Here is a 26,570-nt window from a genome sequence, read left to right as displayed (position 1 = left end):
TCCCTATACTTATTTACGAATTAGATTGCGATGGACTTTCCACGATTGAAATGGCCAGCTGTTCCCAGTCAAAATGGTTACGGAGGCTTTCATTCACTTCCTCCAGCGTGATGGATTCATACACCGGCAAAATTTCAAATAAATCACAATCACGGAATTTATAGTTCGTAAATTCATTAGCAATCGCTTCCGGTGAATTCAACATCCGCAGATAACCGCCGATTTTCTTTTTCCGAGCACGTTCGAAGTGAGCTTGATTAAAGCCTGTTGTCTTCATCGCTTCAACTGCATCACGTATGCGTTGAATTAATAAATCCGGATCCGGTGTGTCCCCTCCAATGATGGAGAAAGCATAGTTCTTTCCGCTATTGAACTCAAATCCAAAGCCATCTGAAATTAATTTCTCATCGTATAGCTGCTGATACAACGGAGTACTGGAACCCAACATAATATCCAGCATTAATTTAATGACCAAGTCCCGACGCAATTGCTCTGCCCCAAGTTCCAAGATGTTCTTTTCTTTAAACCCAAAGAGACATTTCGGCAACGAAACAGGTAAGTGTGTCACTTTTCGTTTCAGATGAACCGCAGTCGGCTCTTCTGCGAAGATCCGATCGATTTCACCTTGCTGTCCATAGTCTTTCTTGGCCTGATTGGCACGAACTAATTCAATTACATCTTCGGCATTCACACCGCCTACAACGAATAACAGCATATTGGAAGGGTGATAGAAGGTGTTATAGCAGGTATACAGCGTTTCTTTGGTAATGGTACCGATGGATTCAATTGTCCCTGCAATGTCGATATGCACAGGATGGATCCCGAACATGGCTTCGATCACGCCAAAATAGACGCGCCAATCCGGATTATCTTGGTACATCTTGATTTCTTGTCCGATGATGCCCTTTTCCTTCTCTACATTTTCATCTGTAAAATAAGGATTCTGAACAAAATTCACCAAGGTCTCGATATTCGCATCAATTTGTTCCGTAGCCGTAAATAAATAAACCGTACGATCAAAGCTTGTAAAAGCATTCGCTGAAGCGCCTTGATTGGCGAAGGTTGCGAAAATATCGCCTGTCGGCTCTTCGAACATTTTGTGCTCCAGGAAATGCGCTACGCCATCCGGTACTTGCGTGTCTTCGCCTTTGGCTACTTTGAAATGGTTGTCGATAGAGCCGTATCGCGTGGAGAAAGTAGCATACGTCTTCTGGAACCCTTCCTTCGGTAATACATATACATCTAAGCCATTTGGCATTTTCTCATAATAGACCGTTTCTTGAAGCTCTGGATGTTGTATGGTTTGCATGAGCTACTCTCCCTTCCGATCCCGCAAATAATAAATCGTATCCAATTCGAACGTTTGCGCAGCAGCCTGAATATCTGCAATGGTCACGTTCTCAATTTGCTCTAATAGCTGGGATGCTGGGCGATTCTTGCCTGATAACTGGCGGTTAAAATCATAGCCAATCATTTCAAATGCAGAATCTCCAAGCTCGCGCACATGGTTAGATATCATTGCTTTGGTCTGAGTCAGCTCTAGATCACTAATGGTACCTGTTTTCATACTGTCCAGTTGTTGGCGAATGATCTCCACTGCCTTCTCATAATTCTCGATTTCAATCCCGGATTGAATCGTACAAATTCCTTTATGACCATCAAACCTTGAAGAAGCATAATAGGCTAGGCTGGCTTTCTCCCGTACATTAACAAATAATTTGGAGTGCGGGTATCCGCCTAAAATACCGTTATACATTAATGCCGCCGCATATTGATCATCGCCATAGGTAATCGATGTACGCAAGCCCATATTTAATTTTCCTTGCCCTACGTCTAACTTCTCTACAATCGTCTGAACGTCACGAGATTGTCTTGTAGGGGCTTTTAATTCATAGTTAACCTCTTTGGACCGCTGTAACTGGAAAGATTGCTCTACGAGCTTCTGTACTTCTTCTAAAGACGTATCTCCGACGACATACAAGTCCATATTTGCTGACTGCAGCCATTTTTCATAATGCTTAACCAGGGATTCCGATGTAATCCCTTCAATGTCTTCCCGTTTGCCGAGCGGATGTAAGCGGTAAGGTTCATTCTTACACATTTCTTCAATACAGCGTTCTGCTGCATATCGAATTTTATCATTCACAATCGAATCTAACCGCTTGCGTAGGGTTTCTTTCTCCGCATCGACATATTTGTCGCGATATTTGTTTTGCTTCAAAGCAGGTTTGGTCAATACCTCACCTAAAAAAGCGAAGGATTGCTGCAATAGTGATTGTTCCGATGCGACAAACGCATCGTTAATGATATCCATGCGGAATTGTACAATTTGATAATCTCCACGTTTTAACACATCAAATCCAAACCCAGCCCCGTACAAATCATCCAGTCGCTCACGGAATTGAATCGTCTCCGGGTAGGTCTCTGTACCTCTACGCAGCGCAAACGGCGTTAATGCCACTTCCGTCACCGTTGATTCTTCCAACGGAACTCCGATATAAAGTGCAATGGCAAACGTTTTAAATCGTTTGGTTGGCATCACATGAATTCGCATCTGATGAACTTGGCCCTGCTCAAAACTTGTCATGGTCAAAGCAAGTCTCCTTTTCGTCATTCCCTATTTTTAAAGTCAATCTTATTCAAATCAATTCCATTCTATACCATTGGAAAATGAAGAAGCAACCTCACACAATAGCGAGGTTACTTCTTCACGTACAACTATGTTACATACAGAAAATGTGTTTACCAATCGTCTTGACCTGTGGACGGGTCCAGATCCACTTCGACGTCGCTGTATCCGGGTTAAAGTAATACAAGCAACCTCCTGAAGGATCCCATCCATTAATGGCATCCTGCACCGCTTTGCGGGCATTCTCATTTGGCGTTAGCCAAATCTGCCCGTCTGCAACAGCCGTAAATGCGCCAGGTTGGAAAATAACACCCGATGCCGTGTTCGGGAAGCTTGGAGATTTGACGCGGTTGAGAATGACAGCTGCTACGGCAACCTGTCCTTCATACGGCTCCCCACGTGCTTCACCATAGACAGCATTAGCCATCAATTTCAGATCATTACTGGAAAAGCCCAAATTATTATGGGAGCCCACATTATTTGATGCTTCACCCGTATCAGGCTTTTTGTTTGGAGCAGCCGGGGCGGTATTTCCGGAAGGTACCCAGTGTTTCGTCGCATTCCATAATTTGACCTTCGTCTTCCCGCCTACAATTCCATCGACCTTCATGCCAAACTCAGACTGAAACCATCTCACGGATTTCAAAGTGGTGTTGCCGAAATGACCATCCACTTTACCGTAGTAAAAACCTAGAAACTTAAGCCTTCCTTGCAATTCATTCACGTCTTGGCCTTTGGCCCCGACTTTCAGAATTGCATTGCTGAACGTCTCTTGTGCAGTAAATAATGATGTTCTCAACTGATATGTACCGATGAGAAGCAGTACGATCGCTGCTGTAATCCAAATAATACGTTTTTTCATCGCCTAAGCTCTACCTTTCTCATGTTAGTTTTACAGGAATGGTAATTCTATTATGAGAAAAGCTTAGGCTGATTATGCACATGAATTTGATTAAGAGCTTATGCGATTATTGTTTTGGTGCTGTTCCATAGAGATCAGCACTTCACGCGGCTTACTACCCTCGTATGGACCGACAACGCCATGCGCTTCCATGGAATCAATTAAACGTGCTGCTCTTGTATAGCCGACACGCATGCGGCGCTGTAGCAATGACACAGACGCTTGTTTTGCTTCCAATACGATCTGTACGGCTTGATCATAGAGCTCGTCCATAATCTCTTCCGGTTGATCCGTGGTCTCATCAATCTCTGGTACAAGGTCCTCATTATAGACGGCTTGCCCTTGGTTGCGGCAATATTCTACGACGGATTCCACTTCTTCATCTGACAAGAAAGCCCCTTGAACACGTAAGGGTTTGGATGATCCCATCGGGAGGAAGAGCATATCTCCTCGACCTAAAAGCTTCTCTGCACCAACCATATCTAGAATGGTCCGAGAATCCACTTGTGAAGACACGCCGAAGGCGATTCGTGAAGGAATATTTGCCTTAATGACGCCCGTAATAACGTCAACAGATGGACGCTGTGTTGCAATGATTAAGTGAATCCCCGCAGCACGCGCCATTTGGGCAAGACGGCAGATCGCATCCTCGACATCATTCGAAGCGACCATCATCAAATCTGCAAGCTCGTCCACGATCACGACGATGAATGGAAGTACGGCAGCAGGATTACTATCCATGAGTTTATTATAACCTTCGATATTCCGAGTTCCTGATTTCGAGAAAAGCTCGTATCGTTTCTCCATTTCGACGACGATTTTCTTTAAGGCAAGCGAAGCTCGTTTGGGATCCGTCACGACAGGCGCCAACAAATGAGGAATGCCATTATAGACATTTAACTCCACCATTTTCGGGTCAATCATCAGGAATTTCACTTCATCAGGTTTTGCTTTATAGAGAATACTCGTAATAATCCCGTTAATACATACGGATTTACCCGAACCTGTCGCACCCGCAACAAGTAAATGGGGCATCCGAGCTAAATTGCCTACGATCGTCTGCCCTGAGATATCACGGCCGAATGCAATGGAGAGCTTAGAAGCAGAATCCGAAAATATCTGTGTTTCCATGACCTCGCGCATGGTAACAATGGAGACTTCCGAGTTAGGCACTTCAATACCGATAGCCGATTTACCCGGAATCGGTGCCTCCATACGGATATCTTTGGCCGCAAGGGCTAACGCAATATCATCAGTGAGACTTACAATACGGCTCACCTTAACACCGATATCTGGTTGAATTTCATAGCGTGTAACTGCAGGTCCACGCACAACCTCCAAAACTTTTGCTCTAACCCCAAAGCTTTCAAGCGTTGCCTCCAGCTTACGCGCAGTCTGCATAAAGTCAGGTTGATCCCCATTTTTCCCGCTTCCTTGCGGTTTACTTAGCAAGCGGAAGTTAGGCAAAAGATAAGGTTTAGGTGGCGGCATGACGACCACCGGCGTAGATTCTGCCGATTCCGTATCCTGTGCTGCAGGTGCTTGTTCGCCATTCGTGATGGTGTGATTAGCATCATCTTGTAAACCCTCGTGGTCATTCCCAAGTGAATCAGTGAGTGCAGGTTCCACATGATCATGTAAGGACTGTGGATTAGACACATTCTGATGTGAATGTCCAACTACAGGAGACATATGCTCATCTGGACCGTCCATCTCCTCATCTTCAGACGATGAAAGAGCGGATTCTTGAAAATCCCTAAAAATTGGGCCCTGAGGTACAGCATGACTCGACTGCTCTAAAGGACGAATTGGGTCCTCATCATCCTCCAGTTTCACGACTTGTTGTGGTGAAGTCATAATGACACCACGATCCAAGTAGTCGTCTTCCTCATCGATTTCATCTCGCGGACGGGTTGATCCTGTTTTTCCGCCAAATAGTTGAAAGAATAATGGCATCGTCTTACGTTTTGGAGAAGCTTCTTCACCCTGCTCGTCCGTTTCGTAATAATCATCTTCCTCATCCTCATCGTGAAGATCACGCAAAGGCTTTTTTTTGGAATGAAGCTTGAGCGCAGGTTTGTTCGCTTTCTTAGTTCGCTTCGCGGAACGGACCTTGATGCGTATCAAATCCTGGAATCGGAAAAGTCGCTGCTTGATCCATCTCAGGAGCTCTACGTATGACATGTTTGCAGTCAGCATTACTCCTATGCCGAACAAAACAATCATCATTAACTTGGCTCCAAGCGCGCCAAATAGCCAGAAAAGAACAGCATAACTAAAAGCACCCATATAACCGCCGCTGATCTGCTTTTGATAGATCGACCCATATTGAGCGGTCCCAGGTGTTAATAGTTCGGTTTTCATATCATTATGTATTTGCGAGATAATTCGATTCGCTGTGACATCCACAGTAGGCGGCAATTTGTGATCGATGGTCCATATTGTACTCATCAGGGTTAGAGCAAGCACGATAATGAGCATCCCTGACCTTCTTGCAGACCAGCCCAGCGGCCATTTTCGCTTGACCATAACATAAAGCCCTACGTATACCCCAATAATCGGGATGACAAAGTAAAACTTGCCTAATACAAGACCAAACATTTTCGTAAAAGAGCGGCCGACCGTTGCTTCCCCTGCTAATGCAATGACTGAAAGCGTAATCCAAATGATGCCGTAAATTTCGTATTTTAGGCTCGAACTGAATAAGGACTTCTTCTTTTTTCTTCGCGCCAAACCGGTCACCCCCAGAAGTTCATTATAGCATAAATCTGGGGATGTTCCTATCCTGTTCCTATTTGAACATGGAATTAGTCCCGGAAGGTATTATTGGATGATACTGGATAACCTGACCTGGTGCATAGGAAGGATCAAGATAGGTATGAAGTGGACAGCGCAACAGCCGTACAATCGTGCCTGACGTCGTACCTAAGGGGGATACTTGCATGAGAATGCCATTCACTTCCAACTCCATATCAGGCTGGCGAGGTTGTTCAACACCGCTTAGTACCAGTTCAATGGGCATGCTTGTGTAGATTGTCATTGAATGGGTACACTCCCCTCAGTCGTATGATGCTGCCGTCGTTCTTCAATAAGCTGATTTAATTTCTTAATAGCTTCCCCCACGCCACCAATAGCGTCAATCAGTCCGTATTTAACCGCATCGGGGCCTACGACGGATGTTCCAATATCGCGGTTGAGTTCGCCCGTTTTGAACATTAATTCTTTAAATTTCTCTTCTGGGATTCTAGAATGGGATGTCACGAATCGGACAACACGCTCTTGCATTTTATCTAAATATTCAAAGGTTTGGGGCACACCGATAACAAGACCATTTAACCGGATGGGATGTATGGTCATCGTCGCTGACTCTGCAATAATGGAGTAATCGGACGATACTGCGATCGGAACGCCTATACTATGTCCACCTCCTAAAACAACCGTAACGGTTGGCTTGGAGAGGGATGAGATCATTTCGGCAATAGCGAGACCGGCTTCCACATCACCTCCGACTGTATTCAGAACGATCATCACGCCTTCAATCGATCGACTTTGTTCAGCTGCAACAATTTGAGGAATGACATGCTCATACTTCGTTGTCTTGTTCTGAGGAGGTAAGACCAAATGACCTTCGATCTGTCCAATAATCGACATGCAGAAGATATTCGACTCGCCATTCGGGGTGGTAGTCTGTCCCAATTGATTAATCGTTTGTACTGTCGGCGGGACCTGCTTATTCTCAGGAGGGGCTTCTACAGGCTGTTCCTCATTTGTGTGTTGTTGTTCATTCCAATATGTCATCATAAAACCTCCACCATTCTGTTCTGGGTTTGCATCCCATAGTATGGTGCAGCTTGCGTTATTCAATACTCGATCCTTCAAACGCAAAAAAGAGCCGCTTGCGCGGCCCTCTTGATGTCGACTAAGGCAGATTACACTTCCATAATGATCGGAAGAATCATCGGTCTACGACGTGTTTGCTCGTATAGGAAACGACCTAGCGCGTCTTTGACATTCGTCTTCAACGACGCCCATTCGTTAACATTCTCATTCATAAGTTTGTGAAGCGTATTCGTGACAATACGGTTGGCTTCATCTAACAATCCTTCAGATTCACGTACATATACGAAACCTCTGGAAATGATGTCTGGTCCGGAAAGAATCGTGCCATCTTGTTTGCTTAGCGTAACAACGACAACGAGGATACCATCTTGAGATAACAACTTGCGGTCTCTTAAGACAATATTACCGACATCACCTACACCTAATCCATCGATGAGGACATTACCTGAAGGTACTTTGCCCGCTTTACGCGCTGCGCCACCTTGAATCTCAATCGTTTCACCAATATCAACAATGAAAATGTTTTCTTTCTCAATGCCTACTTGCTCACCAAGCAATGCATGTTGACGAAGCATACGGTATTCGCCGTGAATCGGAATGAAATACTTTGGCTTAATCAAGTTCATCATCAATTTCAATTCTTCTTGGCTACCGTGACCTGAAACGTGAACACCTGTGATGGAACCGCCATAAATGACGTGAGCTCCTAAACGGAACAATTCATCCACAGTTCGTCCTACAAATTTCTCATTACCCGGAATCGGAGTTGCCGCAATAATTACCGTATCTCCTGGTAAGATATCAATCTTACGATGCGTATTCCGTGCCATCCGTGTTAATGCAGACATCGGCTCACCTTGACTGCCCGTGGATAGAATGACGACGCGATCTGCCGCCATCTTATTTACTTCTTCAGGTTCAATCAACATACCATCTGGAATATGCAAGTAGCCTAATTCCGAGGCAATCGTCACGACATTCACCATACTGCGACCGATCACGGTAAGTTTACGGTTCGTAGCAATCGCTGCATCAATAACCTGTTGAACCCGGTGAATATTCGATGCAAAGGTAGCAACGACAACGCGTTGTTGCGCTTTGCGGAAGATATCTTCTAAGTTCTTTCCAACATTGCTCTCTGAAGGTGTAAATCCAGGACGCTCTGCATTTGTACTATCTGATAATAGTGCGATAACACCTTTTTTACCGATTTCCGCCATACGGTGTAGATCTGCATATTGACCATTGACTGGGGTATGATCAAATTTGAAATCTCCTGTATGTACTACAGTGCCTTCTGGTGTTTCCAAGCATACGCCGACAGAATCAGGAATACTATGATTCGTACGGAAGAAGCTTGCTTGAATGGAACCCATAGGGACAACAGAGTCTGCATCAATCAGAATGCGCTTCGTCTCGCCTAACAAATTAGCTTCCTTCAATTTACTTTCAATAAGTCCTAATGTTAATTTCGTTCCGTAAATCGGAACATTCAAATGTTTCAAAACGTAAGGCAATCCACCAATGTGGTCCTCATGGCCATGGGTAACTAAAATACCGCGTACTTTATCGCGATTTTCTGTTAGGTAAGAGATATCTGGAATAACAATATCTATTCCGAGCATATCTTCTTCTGGGAATTTTAAACCGGCATCGACGACGACAATATCATTTGCGTATTGTACGACGTACATGTTTTTACCAATTTCACCAACGCCCCCAAGCGCAAAAATTGTTATTTTATCCGTGTTGTTCTTTTTCGACAAGTGAATCAAAACCTCCTATAATTATCCGCAGGAAACTACCCTTCGGAATGACGATCAATAGTAATCCGAAAAATGATCCGAAAAATGATCCGATAACATATTCTCTTATCCGGTCATCTACCTAAAAATTTACATCTAAAAAAATACCGCACCCAGTCACTTTTTATCATTATACATGATTAATTTAGCAAAACACAAGTCAGACATTCGTCGCCTTATTTTTCCCAAAACAAAAAAACCGATGCTAAACTGCTCGCATCGGCTTGGTTGCGCTATTTGTGAAGCGTTTTATTTCAATAAATTCTGAATAAATAATGCTTCTTTTTCGTTCGGATTCACAAGTGGAAGTCTCACGCCGCCCACCGGAAGTCCACGAAGTCCAAGCGCATATTTCACAGACACAGGATTCGGGCACTCAAACAACCCTTTGAAAATCGGGAAGCATTGTTGATGCAATTGGGCTGCCTCTCGAACATTCCCTTGAAGGAAAGCGTCAATCATCGATTTCATGGTTGAACCGATAATGTGGCTGGCAACACTCACAATGCCATATCCTCCAATGGCAAGAGACGGCAAGGTCATGGAATCATCACCTGAATACACTTTGAAATGCTCCGGGGCTTCTGTCGCGATTACAGTAAGTTGTTCTAAGCTCGCGCAATCCTTCGTTCCGACAATATTCGGCAATTGAGCAAGGCGCAGTGTGGTCTCAACCGAAAGATTAATCACGCTTCGACCCGGAATGTTATAGAGCATGATCGGAAGTTGCGTTGTTTCAGCAATCGTCTTGAAATGTTGATACAATCCCTCTTGGCTCGGCTTATTATAATACGGCGTAACCAATAATATGCCATCCACCCCAGCCTCTTCAGCCAGTTTAGTTAAATGCACGGAATGGCGCGTGTCGTTGCTTCCTGTACCTGCAATAATCTTACAGCGGCCGTTCGCTTGCTTCACTGCAAATTGAAATAACGCGAGTTTCTCCTCGTCTGTTAACGTCGGAGACTCTCCCGTTGTTCCACATATCACTAGACTGTCACTGCGCTGTTCTTCAATTAAATAATTGATTAACTTCTCGGTTTGTCCCCAATCAATATCTTGTTGCTCGTTAAACGGGGTAACCATTGCTGTAATAAGTCTGCCGAAATCCACGTCTATTCCCTCCTTAATCACTGAATGATAATCATTATATTATAAGTGCAGCTCAAATTTAGTATGAAGTGCTCTTAAAGCCGTAACCATATCTTCCTTGCGAACAAGTACCCAAATGGTCGTGTTCGAATCCGCTGATTGCAATATTTGAATCTCTTGTTCCGTCAGCGCCTCGACAATATGGGCCATAATACCTGGTACGCCGTTAATCCCGCCACCAATGACGGAGACCTTCGCACACCCTGAGAGTGATTTGGGTTCAAATCCCAATTCATATAAGACGGAAATGGCCCGATCAGCATCCGTATCATATACGGTATAAACCGCACCAGAGGGTGTTACGTTAATGAAGTCAACGCTGATATGGTGCTGCGCCATCGCTTTAAATACTTGAAGTTGCAGATCCACAGGTCCCCCATGGGATTCCACTGTAATTTGCGTGACATGGGCTACATGGGCGATCCCTGTTACATAACGATCTATAATATCCGTCGTATGGTCAGAGAATCGATCCGGATTCGTAACCAAAGTCCCCTCTTCCTCAGAAAATGTCGAACGAACACGAATCGGCACTTGAGCTTGCATGGCGATTTCAACAGCACGCGGGTGAATGACCTTCGCACCTTGATGGGCCATATTACAAATCTCTGCATAGCTTACGATCGTTAGTGGTTTCGCATCTTCGACAATACGAGGATCTGCCGTAAGAATACCATTCACATCGGTATAAATATCGACCATTTCTGCATGTAATGCAGCACCTAACGCGGTTGCTGAGGTATCGCTGCCTCCACGTCCAAGGGTCGTGAAATCACCAGATTCCGTCTGACCCTGGAATCCAGTAACAATGACGACTTTATTCTCTTCTAACAGTTCAACCACACGACTTGGGCGGACTTCAAGAATCCGTGCATTCCCAAATTGTGAGTCCGTAATAAATCCTGCTTGAGCGCCAGTTAACGCTACTGCAGGAATTTCTTGTTCATTCAGAATACTGCATAGTGTAGACGCAGAAATAATCTCACCGCAGCATAACAATAAATCTTTTTCTCGTGCAGGCAGTTGATTCCCATTTTGGCTTATCCAGTCCAAAAGGGTATCCGTTGCATACGGATCCCCTTTTCTTCCCATAGCCGATACGACAACAACAAGGTGGTAACCTCGTGCTAGCTCACGGCGAATATGTTGAATGACACGTTCTCTGGCATGACTCGACGATAAGGAAGTGCCTCCGAATTTTTGTACTAAGATGCGCATTGCAATTCCTCCAAATCCATTCAAAAAGCAGATTATTTCACAGTATATGCGGTTTATTTCTCGATGGCGATAAATTCAGCAATTTGGACTGCGTTCCAAGCTGCACCCTTCATCAAGTTATCGGATACGATCCACATATTCAATCCACGAGAATGGCCAAGATCACGACGTAGACGACCTACGAATACATCTGGTTTCCCTGCTGCTTCCGTAGCAAGTGGGTACTGTTGATTGGCAGGATCATCTACTAACGTGATGCCTGGAGCATCTTGTAGCAATCTTTTTACATCTTCAAGTTCATAATCGTTCTTCAATTCCACATAGACAGACTCCGAGTGACCATAGACAACTGGAATACGAACACACGTAGCTGTCACTTCAATGGACTCATCGCCCATGATTTTTTTGGTCTCACGAACCATTTTCATTTCTTCCAATGTGTAGCCATTGTCTTGGAATTTATCGATTTGCGGAATCGCATTAAATGCGATTTGATGTTTCACTGGCAAAGAGCCTACAGGCAAGATTTGCGGTTCAACCTCATTGCCTGCTAATACTTCTTTGGATTGACGAAGCATTTCGTCAATCGCCCGTGCACCCGCTCCCGAAACCGCTTGATAAGTAGACACGATAACACGAGAGATTCCGTAACGATCTTGTAATGGTTTTAGAGCAGCTACCATTTGAATCGTTGAACAATTCGGGTTCGCAATAATACCTTTATGTTCATTAATTGCATCAATGTTGACTTCAGGCACAACAAGTGGAGTATCAGGGTCCATGCGGAACGCATTCGTGTTATCTATACAAATCACACCTTGCTCAGCAGCGATCGGAGCTAGTGCTTTACTAACATCCCCACCCGCGCTGAATAGTGCGATTTCAACACCGATAAAGCTATCTGGAGTTGCTTCTTCAACCATAACTTCTTGACCTTTGAACGTAAGCTTCGTTCCAGCGGATCGAGCAGAAGATAACAATTTCAATTGATTAATGGGAAAATCTCTTTTCTCTAGCAATTTGAGTATTTGCTCTCCTACTGCGCCTGTTGCTCCAACTACAGCAACGTTAAACAACTTCTGATTCGACATCTGGCTCTCCCCTTAGACAATCTATATACTACGGTTTTTCAACCTTATGGTTAACTAATGGAGGTCGTTCATCAACTTATACGTAATTAAAGCGTTCAATTACCATAGGCTGCAACTGTTTACCCTCTATAGCAGCTTCGCATGCCTCTACGATTAATTCCATTCTCGCAACCAATGAATTCGGCTTTTGATATGGATTGTCTTGCCCGAATGGAACAAAATAAATGTTCTTAGCATTGATAAGCTTAGCAATATTTGCAGCATTCAGTCCCAGACCATCATTCGTAGATATGGCAAGCACAACCGGTTTTTGATTGCGCATTTGGGCTTTGGCCGCCATTAATACGGCACTATCAGTCTGTGCATTGGCTAGTTTGCTCGTTGTATTCCCCGTACAAGGAGCAATGACAACCACATCTAGCAATTTAGAGGGTCCTAGCGGCTCAGCCTCCACAATTGTAGAAATGATATCATTCCCCGTAATATCTTTCAACTGTTTTTGCCAATTTTCCGAGGTTCCAAACCGAGTGTCTGTCGTCATGATCGTATTCGATACGATCGGAACAACCTTCGCTCCTAAATCTATGAACCTTTGAATTTGCGGCATCACTTCAGCAAATGTGCAATGCGAGCCGCTCAAGGCATATCCTACCGTTTTCCCATGCCAATTCATGCTTGATTCCCCCGTTCTTGCGCTTGTTCCGTGATCAACTGACTTAAGATGTTGGCCATGATTCGTCCAGCTGTTTTGGGAGCTACAATACCTGGTAATCCGGGGGCTAGCAATGCCTTGACGCCACGTCTCTCCGCAAAGCGAAAATCAGTGCCTCCAGGACTCGATGCGAGGTCAATAATGACCGCCCGATTGGGAATATTCGCGATAATTTGTGCTGTGACTATCATAGTCGGAATTGTATTAAAAAGCAAGTCAATGTTGGCAACATGAGCCGCCAAATCCTTGACATAAAACGGCTCAAAGCCGAGTTCAAACGCCCTTGCCATATGCTCGCTTCGTCGAACACCTACCTTGACTTTTGCACCCAAAGCTTGCAAAGATCTGGCCATTGTAAATCCTGTTCTTCCTAGTCCTAACACGACGCAGTGGGAGCCATGGATGGTAATATCCGTATTCTGGATTGCCATCATTAACGCGCCTTCAGCTGTTGGAATTGAATTGTAGATCGCTACATCATCCCGGTCAAATAGCTCAACCAACTGGACTTGATGTTTCTCGCTTAATTTACGCAGGTAAGGCTTAGCCATCCCCGTGTAGATACTGCTGCGCTTGGGTAGTAACGACACATGTTTATCTGTCAATTTCAATTCTTCGGATCCGAAGATTGCATTGATTGTCCCGTTATCATCCGTTGCAACCGCAGGCAATATGAGCGCGTCTGCTGATTCGAACAGCGAATCGCTTAACCCTGATCTGACAACGCCATGAAAAGAGTTCTGAAGTTGGTCGAAGCCAACAATCGTGACGGAAGCGTCGAGCTCTGCCAGATGGCGGATGATTTCTAACTGTCTAGCATCTCCGCCAATAAAGACAACTTGAACGCCTGTTAGCATTTTGCTTCTCACTCCTTAGACACCGCTGATGTATAGAATATCTTATGCCAGCGCCTAGAAAGGGTGCTTAAAATAACCCCACAAAGTGAGGACTTGGCTTCGAAGCTGATTCAGGTACTTTGCTTAGGGCCCCGGAAATTATAAATTCAAAATTGATTAAAAAAACAAAATGCTGGATTCTCGCCAACCGAGAATCCAGCATCACTTCTTTTATTTCGTACCTGTATGACCAAAACCACCAGCGCCGCGGACGGTCTCAGATAATTCGTCTACCGTTACGAGTCGCACCTGAGGAACCACTTGAATCACCATTTGAGCAATCCGTTCGTTACGTTCAATCGTGAACGGAGTCTGTCCTAAATTGATTAATAGAACCTTCACTTCCCCACGATAATCTGCATCGATCGTTCCTGGCGTGTTCAAGCAAGTAATGCCGTGTTTGTAAGCCAGACCGCTGCGCGGGCGAATCTGCGCCTCTAATTGCGCAGGCATAGCCATTGCAAAACCAGTAGGTACAAGAACACGTTGTCCTGGTTCAATCACTAGCGGCTCAGTGACTGCAGCGTATAGGTCAAATCCTGCAGCCAACTCTGACATTTTTGCGGGTAAAGATATATCTTCATTTCCTGGCAATTGTTTAATTTCTACATCGTAAGTCAATTTCTATTTCCCCCTAAGACGATATTACAATGATAATTGGCGATTTAATTGCCCAAGCGCTTGATCCGAGTTGCCCACCATGGCAACAGCAAACGGCACAGCCACCATTTGATGTAATAATGATTCGATATCTGCGACAGTCACAGCTTCAATACGTTCAATCATTTCATCTAATGTGTAGTGTCTTCCAAGCATCAATTCATTTTTACCTAGTCGGTTCATCCGGCTGGATGTACTTTCTAGACTTAAGATCAGACTACCTTTTAATTGCTCTTTCCCTTTTTGGAACTCCGATTCTGTCAACCCATGGGCCGCAACCTCATTCATGACGTCCATCGTGAGATCCAATACTTCCTTCGTCTGCTTCGGTGCCGTACCTGCATAGACCGTAAATAATCCACTATCTACATAAGAGCTATGGTAAGAGTATACGGAATACGCTAACCCACGTTTTTCGCGAATTTCCTGGAACAAGCGAGAACTCATGCCTCCACCGATCGCATTATTCAGAATGACCATACCATACAGACGCGGATCAGAACTTGAACATCCCGGTAAGGATAAGCAAATATGATTCTGTTCTGTTTGCTTGTTATTATAAATGATCTGGCCATTAAATTGAGGAACCGATAAAGTCTGCTGTTGACCGTGGTTCGCGAATTGACCGAAATGCTTCTCCAGTAATTCGATCGTCTGATCATTGATGTTGCCAGCTACGCTGATCACTGTATTTTCGATCGTATAATGTTCCTTCATGTATTGACGCAAATCAGAAGAAGACATTTCCTTCAAGCGCTCTTCTAAGCCCAAGATGGAATAAGCTAACGGGTGATCCCCGTAAGCCGCTTGCGATACGGAATCATGTACCATATCATCCGGTGTATCTTCGTACATCGCAATTTCTTCTAAAATCACATTTTTCTCTTTATCCAAATCATCCGCTTGGAATTGCGAGTGAAAGAACATATCAGCCAATACATCGACTGCAAGTGGTAAATGCTCATCTAACACCTTTGCATAATAACAGGTGTATTCCTTGGACGTAAAGGCATTCACATTCCCGCCGATCGCATCAAACGTCTCCGCAATTTCCTTCGCGGTATATCGATCCGTCCCCTTGAACAGCATGTGCTCAATAAAATGCGATATCCCGTTATTCTCTACCTGTTCGTTTCTCGAACCCGTTCTTACCCATATTCCAAATGTGACGGAACGAAACGTTGGAATTTGCTCCATGACGACGCGAAGTCCGTTTTTTAGCGTTGTTTTGATCATACTTAAAATCCCCTTTCAAGTCTTGCCGCGAGAAGTATTCGTATAACGCAATGCAAAACTAACATCACTAACCACTAACCTGAACTCACTCTTACCATCCTATCAAATTTAAGGTTGCGCCTCAACTTTGTCTTTTAACACTCTGGAACTTGATGCCATTTCATCCACTGTGCCTAATACATAACCGCGCTGCTTAATGACTTGGATCATGCCTTTTAGCGCCCCGCTCGAAGATGCAGTCGGATGCATGAGAATAAAGTGGCCCGCTTCAACTTTTGCACTAATTTTCTCAACAATGGACGAAGGTGAAGGTTTTCTCCAATCCACTGTATCTAGGGTCCAGAGCACGGTTTTCAAATGCAGTTGATGCGCAATACGGACGGTATTACTATTAAAATCCCCGGATGGCGGCGCGAACCATTTGTTCTCAACCCCAAGTTTTTCGTGTAAAAGCTTTTGCGTCTTCTCAATCTCTTGCTTTTGCTCATAATCACTCAGTTTACTCATATCTTTGTGCGAGTAGGCATGGTTCTCGAGCTGATGTCCACGACGTTGAATTTCCTTAGCCATATCCACATGCGAAGCAAGCCACTTTCCATCAAAGAAAAAAGTCGCTTTCACTTGCTCGGCATCTAGTGTATTCAACATGGGTTCAATGAATTCATCTCCCCATGCCACATTAATCATCAACGAAACCATCGGTTTCTTCGGATTTCCACGGTACATCGGGTTAGGCATCAGTTCATCCATACGCTGCTGCGGTTGAATTTCCTTATAAACGTACTGTATCTGTTCCGTTCCTTTGGATTTGGTTAATTGATATGTTGCATCGATATCGACTTCGAGACCATTATAGCCCGGAATCAGCTTCCATACGCGATCCACTTTGGGTTCAATAACGGGAATCTTTCGTTTATCTGCTTCAAATTGAATACGCTGAAGTAAAGGATCGGATTCATCCGCCTTAAACCACTCAAATGCATTCTCACTCGTGGAGTGCATATTCCGCATTTGTGCTATTCTTTCGCGGTATCCCGTCCATTGTGCGATCAGCAGAAAACTGATGAAGCAGCTAAAAATGAGAAACAATTTCTTTCGCATCATTGACCATTCGTCCCTCCACCTAATTTGTCCTAATGTATGACAAACGGGACGAGATTATGTCCATGCTTCTTTAAAGACAAAAAAAGAAACAGATGCCTCTGTCTCTTCTATGTGCAAACTATAGATTATATGGATTTAGATTTAGGATTGTGCAGGTGTTTCCGCTGTAAGAATTGCTTTGCGGGACAAATTCACACGACCTTGTTGATCGATTTCTGTCACCTTCACTGTAATTGTATCGCCAATGGCTACAACATCTTCAACCTTCGCCACGCGCTCTGTGGAGAGCTGAGAAATGTGCACGAGTCCGTCTTTGCCTGGCAAAATCTCAACGAATGCACCGAATTTCTCAATACGTTTGACGGTTCCAAGATATACTTCACCCACGACAACTTCTCTTACGATACCTTCAATGATCGAACGTGCTTTTTCATTCATTTCTGCATTAGCAGAAGCAATAAATACGCGTCCATCCTGCTCGATGTCGATTTTTACGCCCGTTTCTTCAATGATCTTATTGATGATTTTACCGCCTGCACCAATAACATCACGAATTTTGTCCGGATTAATATGCATTGTCATGATTTTCGGTGCATAAGGGGACAAGCTTTCTTTAGGTTGTCCGATCACTTCTAACATTTTGGATAGAATGTGCATACGGCCTTCTTTCGCTTGACGTAACGCATCGGATAGAATCTGACGATCAATTCCATCAATTTTGATATCCATTTGAATAGCAGTAACACCTTGAGCCGTACCAGCAACTTTAAAGTCCATATCGCCCAAGTGATCTTCCATCCCTTGAATATCAGAAAGAATCGATACATGTTCCCCATCTTTAATTAGACCCATAGCAATACCTGCTACCGGTGCTTTAATCGGAACACCTGCATCCATCATGGCAAGTGTACTTGCGCAAATACTTGCTTGAGATGTTGAACCATTCGATTCCAATACTTCGGATACCAAACGAATCGTGTACGGGAACTCTACTTCTGAAGGAATAACCTTCATAAGTGCGCGCTCACCAAGTGCACCATGTCCGATTTCACGACGACCTGGAGGACGAAGCGGTCTAGCTTCCCCTACGCTGAACGGCGGGAAATTATAATGATGCATGAATCGTTTGGTTTCCTCTAGACCAATACCGTCTAGAATTTGAACGTCTCCCAATGCACCTAATGTACAAATGCTCAAAGCTTGAGTCTGTCCACGTGTGAACAACCCAGATCCGTGTGTACGGGGCAACAAGTTAATGTCACAAGAAATAGGACGAATTTCTTCCAATTTACGTCCATCCGGTCTTACTTTATCATGTGTAATTAAACGGCGAACCTCTTCTTTCACGATATCATGAAGAATTTCCTTCACATCATCGAGAAGCTCGTCCTGTTCAATATATTGTTGTTCGAAATGTGCAATCGCTTCAGCACTAATCGCATCGATCGCATCTTGACGAGCATGTTTCTCGGCAATTTTAACCGCTTCAACGAGACGTTCTTGTGCAAATGCACGAACTTCTGTATTCACAGCTTCATTGACAGCATGAAGTTTCACAGCCATTTTCTCTTTGCCTGCTTGTTCCACGAATTGTTCAATGGTTGCTACGATTTTCTTGATTTCATCATGACCGAACATGATGGCTTCAAGCATAATATCTTCCGGTACTTCGTTCGCTTCCGCTTCAACCATCATGATGGCATCTTTCGTTCCAGCGACTGTTAGGAAGATATCGCTCTTCTCTTCTTGTGCCACAGTCGGGTTAATGATGAATTGTCCATCAATACGTCCTACAACAACACCACCGATCGGTCCATTAAATGGAACATCGGAAATGCTAAGAGAAGCTGATGTACCGATCATAGCTGCAATTTCTGGAGAACAATCTTGATCCACACTCATTACGAGGTTGACGATTTGAACGTCATTACGGAAGCCTTCCGGGAATAACGGACGAATCGGACGGTCGGTTAGACGGCTTGCAAGAATAGCCTTCTCGCTTGGTCTACCTTCACGCTTAATAAACCCACCTGGAATTTTACCTACGGCATACAAACGTTCTTCATAATTGACCGTCAACGGGAAAAAGTCCAAATCTTTCGGTTCGGACGAAGCTGTAACTGTACATAATACAACGGTATCTCCATATTGAACTTTAACCGCTGCATTCGCTTGTTTGGCAAGAACACCCGTTTCTAAGATCAACGTTCTGCCGCCAAGCTGCATTTCAACTCGTTTTTCCATGAAATCCCTCCTCATCTCTCTTCATTATGTTCTTCATATGTATCATTATTTCCTGCTTTTATAAAAAGCAACCCGGTTGCAACCACACGGCATCGAAGCGCATGCGGTGAACAACCAGGCTGCAGTTTGTCGTATATTAGCGACGAAGTCCTAGCTTTTCGATCAAAGCACTGTAACGTCTAACATCCTTGTTTTTCAAGTAAGCAAGAAGTTTACGACGTTGACCTACCATTTTCAAAAGACCGCGACGAGAGTGGTGGTCTTTCTTATGCGTACGCAAGTGGTCTGTCAAGTTCTTAATGTTCTCTGTTAGGACAGCAACTTGCACCTCAGGGCTACCTGTATCTGATGCATGTTTTCTGTGTTCCTCAATCAATTGCGTTTTACGTTCTTGAGTTAATGCCATCCTATTCACCTCCTTCAATATAATCGCCATTAGCCTCGTCATCGATGGTGAGAGCGAATAACCAAGCTAAGGTTAATGATGTCGTCCAACCAGACGACAACGTTACTCAGTATATCACATTTCACTTATGAATGTAAATGTCTAAATCGAAGCAATCAGCGCTCTTGCTTGATCTGCGTCTCGATGGATCTGAGCAACCAATTCCTGAACGGAGCTAAATCGTTGTTCTGGACGGATGTAATCCATAAATTCGATACGAACCTGATCGCCATAAATATTTTGACTAAAGTCAAAGATATGAGCTTCGAGCGTTTGTTTCATACCATCTTTGTGGAATGTTGGCTTCACGCCAATGTTCATCACACCACCATGACACTGGTCCCCAAGCCAAATCCGAACCGCGTAAACACCGTTACAAGGAATGAAATACTCATCGATCGGTTCGACATTCGCTGTAGGGTATCCTATCGTATTGCCTCTACCTTCGCCAGCAATGACTTTTCCTCTAATCGAGTAGGGACGACCCAGCAATTCATTGGCTTGTTTCACGCGTCCTTCTGTCAAATGAGCACGAATCAGCGTGCTGCTCACTTTCAAATCGGACAAACGGCAAGGTTCAACGACTTCAACAGACATTCTATCTTGACCAAGCTCCTGAAGTAGCGCTGGGGTACCCTCACCTTTAAATCCAAATGCATAATCAAACCCAACGACTGCATGTCGAACATCCATCGCAAATAAGATGTCTTGCACAAAATCAGCCGGAGAAATCTTCGAGAAGGTCTCATCAAAACGAACAACAAAAAGTTGCTCCACACCGAGTTCAGCCATGACTTCCATCTTGGTATCGATCGGTGTAATGTAGCTGCCATGCTTCTCTTTGCGAAGCACTTCACGCGGCTTCGGATGAAAAGTCATGACGGACGCAGGCATCCCGTTTGCGCGAGCAAATGATACCGCACGTCTAATCACTTCCTGATGACCTAAGTGAACGCCGTCAAAATACCCAAGTGCCATGACTTGCGGTTTACGAAATTGTTCAATTTGTTCGGGGGTTAATGGATAAGTTATTGTAATTTTTTTCACGTTATTAAACACCTGCAATTCTTTTCATTCAGAATTTGCTGTATTGCAAGTCCCAATTAAGGGAGAAACACTTTGACCGGCCTAATAAACGTTTCTTCCGGCTTTCTCTCGAAGATACCATAAAATTGGCCTTCTGGCGAGTATAACCGAATACAACCGGGTTCATCCACGTAAGGCGACACAGCACTGCCGGAAATTTTCTGTCCTTGAACAGCTTGATAAGCCTTTTCCGTGGCAATTGTATGTGCAGGTATGTGGGATATGCTCGCATCCATCGGAACGAGATGCTCCTGTAATGTCTGCTGCTCCGCATACGCAGCAATTTGTTCTAAGGTAAGACATTGAGATCTTGTCAAGTTCGCGGACATGGTTCGGATTAAAGAAGCCATTGTAGCTGGAACACCTAATGCTCTGCCGATATCAACGCATAGGGTACGGATATAAGTCCCTTTAGAGCATAATGCGCGAAACCGGATTTCAGGTTCGGGCCCATCCAATTCGATATGAATAATTTCAATCTCATGTATCGTAACCTGGCGTGATTTGCGTTCAACCACTTTCCCTTCACGTGCAAGCTCATAAAGTCTTTTTCCATCCACTTTGATCGCTGAATACATGGGAGGAACTTGTTCAATCGTACCTACAAAGGATTGGATGACCGATTCAACCTGCTCTTTCGTCACATCGACATGATCTTGCCGCTCAATGACTTCCCCTGTTAAATCTTCGGTATCTGTCGCGATCCCCAAGCGGACCACGGCTTCATATTCTTTCGGCAATTCTTGCAAATACTCTACAAGTCTTGTCGCTCGACCTAAACAAAGTGGCAATACACCTGTAACAGCCGGATCTAACGTGCCCGTATGACCAATTCGTTTCATACGAATTAATCGTCTCACTTTAGCAACCACGTCATGCGATGTCCAACCCGCAGGCTTCAATACTGGCAAAATTCCGTCAAGTTCCATCATAAGGTTTGCCTCACTCGCTCTACAACCTGATTCATCACATCTTGTAATACTCCTTCGATTCTGCAACCTGCCGCTCGCACGTGCCCGCCGCCGCCAAATGCTTGAGCGACTTCCGCAACATTCACGTGTTCATTCGAACGAAGGCTAACCTTTACAGCTGAATCACTAACTTGCTTAAATAGAATACCTACGTCAACGCCCTCAATGTTTCTTGGATAATTCACGAGACCTTCTAAATCTTCGCTAAGTGCGCCCGTGTCAGCCATATCTTCGGGTGTAATGTATACCCAACCTACACGGTTGTTCTCTGCAAACGATAATCTGGATAATGCTTTTGTTAATAAGAGCATTTGCGGCATGGTCATTTTCTCTAACAAATGGTCAGCTAAATGATGGCCATTGACTCCATAGGATAAAAGGGTAGAAATGATAGCCATGACACGCGGCGTCGTATTCGAATACCGAAACCCGCCTGTATCCGTGAGTATGCCCGTATAGACAGCTGTAGCAACATCCACATCCCAAGCGATATCGAACTTGTCCAACAAATCAAATAAGATTTCAGCCGTCGCTGCAGCGTCTGTCTTGATAACATTGACTTCACCGAATCCGTCATTGGTCGGATGATGATCTATATTCAGAATCTTCACATCATCTGTGAAAAGAGATCTTACTTTTCCTACACGCGAATAATCCGCGCAATCTACACAAATAACCGTGCTAAAAGTACGGTTAATCGGCGATGCCGTGTAGTTATGTATTTGGTCAACAGACCATAAATAGTCCAGACGACTTGGTATGACTCCTTCGTTAATCATCGTGAACGATTTATTCAACTGCTTGAGCAACCAACCAATGACGACGGTTGAGCTGGCAGCATCACCGTCCGGTTGGACATGTGATACTACCAGAAAATCGTCATGATGATTGATGAAGTTGTATGCAGCTTGAAGCTGTTCTGCATACAACGGATCGTTAGAATTCAACATCATCGTTTTACTCTCCATCTTGAATTTCACCGAGGATCTTCTCAATCCGACTCCCATACTCAATCGAAGAATCGAATTTAAAGATGAGCACCGGGGTGTGACGAAGACGGATTCTTTTCCCTAATTCAGAACGTAGGAATCCATTAGCTTTCGCCAACGCTTTTAACGTATTTGACTTTTGTTCATCATCGCCAAGCACACTTAAGTATACTGTAGCCTGAGACAAATCATTTGTTACTTCAACCCCTGTAACGGTCACGAAACCGATACGAGGATCTTTTAATTCGGATTGGATCAGTTGGCTAAGCTCTTTCTTCAGCTGCTCGCCAACACGTCCTACACGTATTTTAGCCATGGGTGTGTCACCTCTCTACTTACGCTCTACCGCTTCCATGACGAATGCTTCAATAATATCCAACTCTTTAATATCATTAAAGCGCTCAATTGTGATACCACATTCGTAGCCTTGCGCCACTTCTTTGGCATCGTCTTTGAAACGTTTCAAGGAATCGATTTTGCCTTCAAAAATTACAATACCTTCGCGGATCACGCGTACTTCAGCAGCACGAGCAATTTTACCGGATGTAACCATACAACCTGCGATTGCCATTTTATTGATTTTGAAAATATTACGAACCTCGGCATGCCCGATGACGTTCTCACGATATTCAGGATCAAGCATCCCTTTCATCGCTTGTTCGATTTCTTCGATCACGCTATAGATAACGCGGTGAAGACGAACGTCTACTTTTTCTTGTTCTGCAGTAAGTTTAGCTTGATTGTCTGGACGAACGTTAAATCCGATCACAATCGCATTGGATGCCGCAGCAAGGATGATATCCGATTCTGTAAGTGCACCAACACCACTGTGGATGATTTTAACACGAACGCCTTCGACTTCGATCTTCGCCAACGAACCTTTTAAGGCTTCAACGGAACCTTGAACATCACCTTTAATGATGACGTTCAGGTCTTTGATCTCGCCATCTTTAATGTGCTTGAACAAGTCGTCCAATGTCACGCGTGTATTAGCATTCAATTCAGATTGACGATGCGTAATCGCACGTCTCTCTGCGATGGAACGAGCTTTACGCTCATCTTCAAAGCCCATAAATGGATCGCCTGCTAAAGGAACTTCGGTTAAGCCCGTAATTTCTACCGGTGTAGAAGGTCCTGCTTCTTTCAGACGACGACCTTTATCATTGACCATGGCACGTACGCGACCGAAGCAATTACCCGCTACGAACGCATCCCCAACTTTTAATGTACCATGTTGAACGAGCAAACGAACAACCGGTCCACGGCCTTTATCAAGCTCTGCCTCAATAACCGTACCACGAGCACGTTTGTCAGGGTTTGCTTTGTAATCATTCACTTCAGCTACGAGCAAGATCATTTCAAGCAATTCTTCCAAGTTCGTGCGATGTTTAGCCGAAAGGTTAACGAAGATGGTATCGCCGCCCCATTCTTCAGGGACGAGTTCATATTCTGTCAATTCTTGCTTCACTTTATCCGCGTTTGCACCAGGTTTATCGATTTTGTTGACCGCAACGATGATTGGGCAGTTTGCTGCTTTTGCATGGTTAATGGCTTCAACAGTTTGCGGCATCACGCCGTCATCTGCAGCCACAACGATAATGGTAATATCCGTTACTTCAGCACCGCGCGCACGCATTGTTGTAAACGCTTCGTGACCAGGTGTGTCTAAGAACGTAATTTTCTTACTGTTGATTTCTACTTGATACGCACCGATATGCTGCGTGATTCCGCCTGCTTCGCCGCTTGTTACATTTGTAGAACGAATGGCATCCAGCAATGTTGTTTTACCGTGGTCAACGTGACCCATGATTGTAACAACGGGTGGACGTGTTTTCAAATCTGCTTCATCATCGTTTTCTTCAACCGTTTCAAAACGGTCTTCTTCGACTGGAATTTTAATTTCGACTTCGACTTTAAATTCAGAAGCAAGCAATTGGATCGTTTCCAAGTCCAATTCTTGGTTAATCGTCGCCATAACGCCTAAGAAAATCAATTTCTTAATGACTTCGGATGCGTCTTTGTGCAATAATTTGGCAGTTTCCCCTACCGTCATATTACCACGCACGATAATTTTCTTCGGTGTATTATCAATTTTCTCACGTTGTACTTGAGGCTGTTGATTTCTACCTCTGTTATTGCGATTACCGCCACGGTTGTTGTAACCGCCTTGGTTCCCCTTAAAGTTACTTGTTTTGTTATCATCGAAACGCTTATTAGTCGGTTTCGTCTTTTTCGGTGCAGCTGTTGTTGATTTGGTTACTGACACGAATTCCTCTCCCTCGTCCACTTGTTTGCCAGAGTTTCCATTGAACTTATTGGGAGTTTGTGTTGGCACTGAATTCCCATGATTTTGTGGTCTCGTAGCTTGTGTAGTATTCCCATTTGATTGGAACGGTTTGCCTTGGCGTTGTTGGCCATTCGAATTCCCTTGCGGCTTCGTTCCTTGATTCCCCTGTGGTTTATTGCGTTGGTCTTGATTTCTTGATTGGCTGTGATTGGAATTTCGAGAATCACGCGGTGGCTGCGATGATTGCCCATCACGCTGACGATTTGGTTGTGATTGCTGTGTAGGTTTAGACTGTGTCAACGTGTTCCCTCCATCTTTTTGGCCTTGCGGCTGTGTATTTTGCGGTTTGGCAGATACGGAAGCTATTTGTTTCGAACTTGTTGGTTGCGTGCTTGCAGCAGGTTGCGTTGGCGCGGATTGAGTCGCCGGTGGACTGGCTGGAGCGTTTTCCGAGCCAGAACGCTTCGCTGCTGCATTCGCTTTAATATCTCTGAAGAATCCTTCAACTTTACTGACAGCATCATTTTCCATAACGCTCATATGATTATTCACAGGGATATTCAAACGTTTCAAGATCGTAATAATTTCCTTACTGCTCATATTTAAAGACTTCGCATATTCATATACTCTTAATTTATCTTTATTATCTTTGTTGTCTTGTTTACTCAATATACTCCACCTCCGACAATATCATCATTTCCTTACTGATCATTCGAAAAAAACCTGGGTCTGTTATTGCAAGAACGACACGTTCCGCTTTACCGATACATTCTCCCAAAGTTCCCCGATCTAACCCGATCGCAAGCGGTACATTGTACGTATGACATTTGTCGCGAAATTTCTTCTTGGTGTTGTCTGAAGCGTCGCCTGCGACAATAACAAGATGGGCACCACCCGAACGAACGGCTTTCAACACGATTTCATCGCCAGTAACAAGCTTGCCGGCACGCATTGCCAGACCCAAATGGGATAGTATTTTACTCATCTTCATCATCCGCCCGCTCTTTATTCGCTATGAACTCATCTTCAACTCGAATAAAATCCTGCTCCAGCTGACTATATATTTCAGGTTGAACTTGATGCTTCAGCGCACGATCCAACGCTCTGCTCTTTTGAGCTAATTTGAAACAAGACAGCTTACCGCATAAGTAGGCGCCACGCCCTGCCTTTTTTCCAGTCAGATCAATGAGTACTTCATCTTGCGGTGTCTTCACCACACGAATCAGTTCTTTCTTCGGCATCATCTGTTGACAAGCAACACATTTTCGCAGCGGAACTTTTCTAGGTCTCATGGTGATCCCCTC

The 26,570-nt window shown here is 44.3% G+C and carries 24 protein-coding genes; all 24 read right to left on the bottom strand.

What is annotated here, in order from left to right:
* Nucleotides 1-13 precede the first annotated feature (13 nt).
* The 24 genes from yfmH to rnpM all read right to left on the bottom strand — a co-directional run bounded on the left by yfmH (nt 14) and on the right by rnpM (nt 26,558).
* A complete protein-coding gene (gene yfmH, locus BVG16_RS14545) occupies nt 14-1,309 on the bottom strand; it encodes an EF-P 5-aminopentanol modification-associated protein YfmH (protein WP_078499400.1) in 1,296 nt (431 codons plus the stop codon).
* Nucleotides 1,310-1,312: 3 nt separating this feature from the next.
* Complete coding sequence (yfmF, locus tag BVG16_RS14540; RefSeq protein WP_198957470.1) at nt 1,313-2,593, bottom strand: EF-P 5-aminopentanol modification-associated protein YfmF; 1,281 nt, start codon at nt 2,591-2,593, stop codon at nt 1,313-1,315.
* 130 nt (nt 2,594-2,723) lie between these two features.
* Nucleotides 2,724-3,491 (bottom strand): spore cortex-lytic enzyme, encoded by a 768-nt coding sequence (sleB, locus tag BVG16_RS14535; RefSeq protein WP_078499398.1) that lies wholly within the window; start codon nt 3,489-3,491, stop codon nt 2,724-2,726.
* Nucleotides 3,492-3,581: 90 nt separating this feature from the next.
* Nucleotides 3,582-6,263 carry an FtsK/SpoIIIE family DNA translocase gene (locus BVG16_RS14530; protein ID WP_078499397.1) on the bottom strand — a complete coding sequence of 894 codons (2,682 nt, stop codon included), beginning with the start codon at nt 6,261-6,263 and terminating at the stop codon, nt 3,582-3,584.
* Between the two features lie 58 nt (nt 6,264-6,321).
* Entirely contained in the window at nt 6,322-6,570 is a 249-nt protein-coding gene (locus BVG16_RS14525; RefSeq protein WP_078499396.1) for a YlzJ-like family protein, read from the bottom strand.
* Entirely contained in the window at nt 6,567-7,328 is a 762-nt protein-coding gene (locus BVG16_RS14520) for a ClpP family protease (RefSeq protein ID WP_078499395.1), read from the bottom strand. The genes BVG16_RS14525 and BVG16_RS14520 overlap by 4 nt, the downstream gene beginning before the upstream one ends.
* Nucleotides 7,329-7,459: 131 nt before the next feature.
* Nucleotides 7,460-9,136, bottom strand: a complete 1,677-nt coding sequence (locus BVG16_RS14515; RefSeq protein WP_078499394.1) for a ribonuclease J — start codon at nt 9,134-9,136, stop codon at nt 7,460-7,462.
* 288 nt (nt 9,137-9,424) lie between these two features.
* The gene (gene dapA / locus BVG16_RS14510) at nt 9,425-10,288 is read right to left on the bottom strand and encodes a 4-hydroxy-tetrahydrodipicolinate synthase (RefSeq protein WP_078499393.1); all 864 of its coding nucleotides are present in this window, start codon (nt 10,286-10,288) and stop codon (nt 9,425-9,427) included.
* Between the two features lie 39 nt (nt 10,289-10,327).
* The gene (gene dapG / locus BVG16_RS14505; protein WP_078499392.1) at nt 10,328-11,545 is read right to left on the bottom strand and encodes an aspartate kinase; all 1,218 of its coding nucleotides are present in this window, start codon (nt 11,543-11,545) and stop codon (nt 10,328-10,330) included.
* Nucleotides 11,546-11,598: 53 nt separating this feature from the next.
* On the bottom strand, nt 11,599-12,636 hold the full coding sequence (locus BVG16_RS14500) for an aspartate-semialdehyde dehydrogenase (RefSeq protein WP_078499391.1): 1,038 nt from the start codon (nt 12,634-12,636) through the stop codon (nt 11,599-11,601).
* Nucleotides 12,637-12,712: 76 nt separating this feature from the next.
* Entirely contained in the window at nt 12,713-13,309 is a 597-nt protein-coding gene (locus tag BVG16_RS14495) for a dipicolinate synthase subunit B (RefSeq protein ID WP_078499390.1), read from the bottom strand.
* Nucleotides 13,306-14,205 (bottom strand): dipicolinate synthase subunit DpsA, encoded by a 900-nt coding sequence (gene dpsA, locus BVG16_RS14490; RefSeq protein ID WP_078499389.1) that lies wholly within the window; start codon nt 14,203-14,205, stop codon nt 13,306-13,308. The genes BVG16_RS14495 and dpsA overlap by 4 nt, the downstream gene beginning before the upstream one ends.
* A 210-nt stretch (nt 14,206-14,415) precedes the next feature.
* Entirely contained in the window at nt 14,416-14,865 is a 450-nt protein-coding gene (dut, locus tag BVG16_RS14485) for a dUTP diphosphatase (RefSeq protein WP_078499388.1), read from the bottom strand.
* A gap of 24 nt (nt 14,866-14,889) precedes the next feature.
* Nucleotides 14,890-16,140, bottom strand: coding sequence for a M16 family metallopeptidase (locus BVG16_RS14480; protein WP_078499387.1), 1,251 nt, complete (start codon nt 16,138-16,140; stop codon nt 14,890-14,892).
* Between the two features lie 108 nt (nt 16,141-16,248).
* Entirely contained in the window at nt 16,249-17,244 is a 996-nt protein-coding gene (locus BVG16_RS14475; RefSeq protein ID WP_078499386.1) for a polysaccharide deacetylase family protein, read from the bottom strand.
* Nucleotides 17,245-17,385: 141 nt separating this feature from the next.
* Entirely contained in the window at nt 17,386-19,488 is a 2,103-nt protein-coding gene (gene pnp, locus BVG16_RS14470; protein WP_078499385.1) for a polyribonucleotide nucleotidyltransferase, read from the bottom strand.
* A gap of 136 nt (nt 19,489-19,624) precedes the next feature.
* Nucleotides 19,625-19,894, bottom strand: coding sequence for a 30S ribosomal protein S15 (rpsO, locus tag BVG16_RS14465; RefSeq protein ID WP_078499384.1), 270 nt, complete (start codon nt 19,892-19,894; stop codon nt 19,625-19,627).
* Nucleotides 19,895-20,035: 141 nt separating this feature from the next.
* Entirely contained in the window at nt 20,036-20,980 is a 945-nt protein-coding gene (locus BVG16_RS14460) for a bifunctional riboflavin kinase/FAD synthetase (RefSeq protein ID WP_078499383.1), read from the bottom strand.
* Nucleotides 20,981-21,036: 56 nt separating this feature from the next.
* Nucleotides 21,037-21,951, bottom strand: a complete 915-nt coding sequence (gene truB / locus BVG16_RS14455) for a tRNA pseudouridine(55) synthase TruB (RefSeq protein WP_078499382.1) — start codon at nt 21,949-21,951, stop codon at nt 21,037-21,039.
* Nucleotides 21,948-22,943, bottom strand: a complete 996-nt coding sequence (locus BVG16_RS14450) for a DHH family phosphoesterase (protein ID WP_078499381.1) — start codon at nt 22,941-22,943, stop codon at nt 21,948-21,950. The genes truB and BVG16_RS14450 overlap by 4 nt, the downstream gene beginning before the upstream one ends.
* A 4-nt stretch (nt 22,944-22,947) precedes the next feature.
* Nucleotides 22,948-23,295: a 30S ribosome-binding factor RbfA gene (gene rbfA / locus BVG16_RS14445; RefSeq protein WP_078499380.1), complete on the bottom strand. Its 348-nt coding sequence runs from the start codon at nt 23,293-23,295 to the stop codon at nt 22,948-22,950.
* A gap of 15 nt (nt 23,296-23,310) precedes the next feature.
* Nucleotides 23,311-25,935, bottom strand: coding sequence for a translation initiation factor IF-2 (gene infB, locus BVG16_RS14440; protein ID WP_078499379.1), 2,625 nt, complete (start codon nt 25,933-25,935; stop codon nt 23,311-23,313).
* Nucleotides 25,928-26,251, bottom strand: a complete 324-nt coding sequence (locus BVG16_RS14435; RefSeq protein WP_078499595.1) for a L7Ae/L30e/S12e/Gadd45 family ribosomal protein — start codon at nt 26,249-26,251, stop codon at nt 25,928-25,930. The genes infB and BVG16_RS14435 overlap by 8 nt, the downstream gene beginning before the upstream one ends.
* Nucleotides 26,244-26,558: an RNase P modulator RnpM gene (gene rnpM, locus BVG16_RS14430; protein WP_078499378.1), complete on the bottom strand. Its 315-nt coding sequence runs from the start codon at nt 26,556-26,558 to the stop codon at nt 26,244-26,246. The genes BVG16_RS14435 and rnpM overlap by 8 nt, the downstream gene beginning before the upstream one ends.
* Nucleotides 26,559-26,570 lie beyond the last annotated feature (12 nt).

It is taken from the genome of Paenibacillus selenitireducens, from assembly GCF_002021565.1.
Taxonomy (GTDB): Bacteria; Bacillota; Bacilli; order Paenibacillales; family Paenibacillaceae; genus Paenibacillus_K; species Paenibacillus_K selenitireducens.
Note: the sequence above shows the minus strand (reverse complement) of the source record. Positions and strands in the feature narration are given on the sequence as shown.

Excerpts from the sequence above, each read along its gene's own strand:
- truB (WP_078499382.1), bottom strand. The coding sequence starts at position 21,951 with ATGATGGAACTTGACGGAATTTTGCCAGTATTGAAGCCTGCGGGTTGG.
- BVG16_RS14520 (WP_078499395.1), bottom strand. The coding sequence starts at position 7,328 with ATGACATATTGGAATGAACAACAACACACAAATGAGGAACAGCCTGTA.
- BVG16_RS14480 (WP_078499387.1), bottom strand. The coding sequence starts at position 16,140 with ATGATCAAAACAACGCTAAAAAACGGACTTCGCGTCGTCATGGAGCAA.
- rpsO (WP_078499384.1), bottom strand. The coding sequence starts at position 19,894 with ATGGCATTAACTCAAGAACGTAAAACGCAATTGATTGAGGAACACAGA.
- BVG16_RS14475 (WP_078499386.1), bottom strand. The coding sequence starts at position 17,244 with ATGATGCGAAAGAAATTGTTTCTCATTTTTAGCTGCTTCATCAGTTTT.
- BVG16_RS14450 (WP_078499381.1), bottom strand. The coding sequence starts at position 22,943 with ATGATGTTGAATTCTAACGATCCGTTGTATGCAGAACAGCTTCAAGCT.
- BVG16_RS14525 (WP_078499396.1), bottom strand. The coding sequence starts at position 6,570 with ATGACAATCTACACAAGCATGCCCATTGAACTGGTACTAAGCGGTGTT.
- BVG16_RS14500 (WP_078499391.1), bottom strand. The coding sequence starts at position 12,636 with ATGTCGAATCAGAAGTTGTTTAACGTTGCTGTAGTTGGAGCAACAGGC.
- BVG16_RS14435 (WP_078499595.1), bottom strand. The coding sequence starts at position 26,251 with ATGAGTAAAATACTATCCCATTTGGGTCTGGCAATGCGTGCCGGCAAG.
- dapG (WP_078499392.1), bottom strand. The coding sequence starts at position 11,545 with ATGCGCATCTTAGTACAAAAATTCGGAGGCACTTCCTTATCGTCGAGT.
- rbfA (WP_078499380.1), bottom strand. The coding sequence starts at position 23,295 with ATGGCTAAAATACGTGTAGGACGTGTTGGCGAGCAGCTGAAGAAAGAG.
- pnp (WP_078499385.1), bottom strand. The coding sequence starts at position 19,488 with ATGGAAAAACGAGTTGAAATGCAGCTTGGCGGCAGAACGTTGATCTTA.
- rnpM (WP_078499378.1), bottom strand. The coding sequence starts at position 26,558 with ATGAGACCTAGAAAAGTTCCGCTGCGAAAATGTGTTGCTTGTCAACAG.
- yfmH (WP_078499400.1), bottom strand. The coding sequence starts at position 1,309 with ATGCAAACCATACAACATCCAGAGCTTCAAGAAACGGTCTATTATGAG.
- dpsA (WP_078499389.1), bottom strand. The coding sequence starts at position 14,205 with ATGCTAACAGGCGTTCAAGTTGTCTTTATTGGCGGAGATGCTAGACAG.
- BVG16_RS14495 (WP_078499390.1), bottom strand. The coding sequence starts at position 13,309 with ATGAATTGGCATGGGAAAACGGTAGGATATGCCTTGAGCGGCTCGCAT.
- sleB (WP_078499398.1), bottom strand. The coding sequence starts at position 3,491 with ATGAAAAAACGTATTATTTGGATTACAGCAGCGATCGTACTGCTTCTC.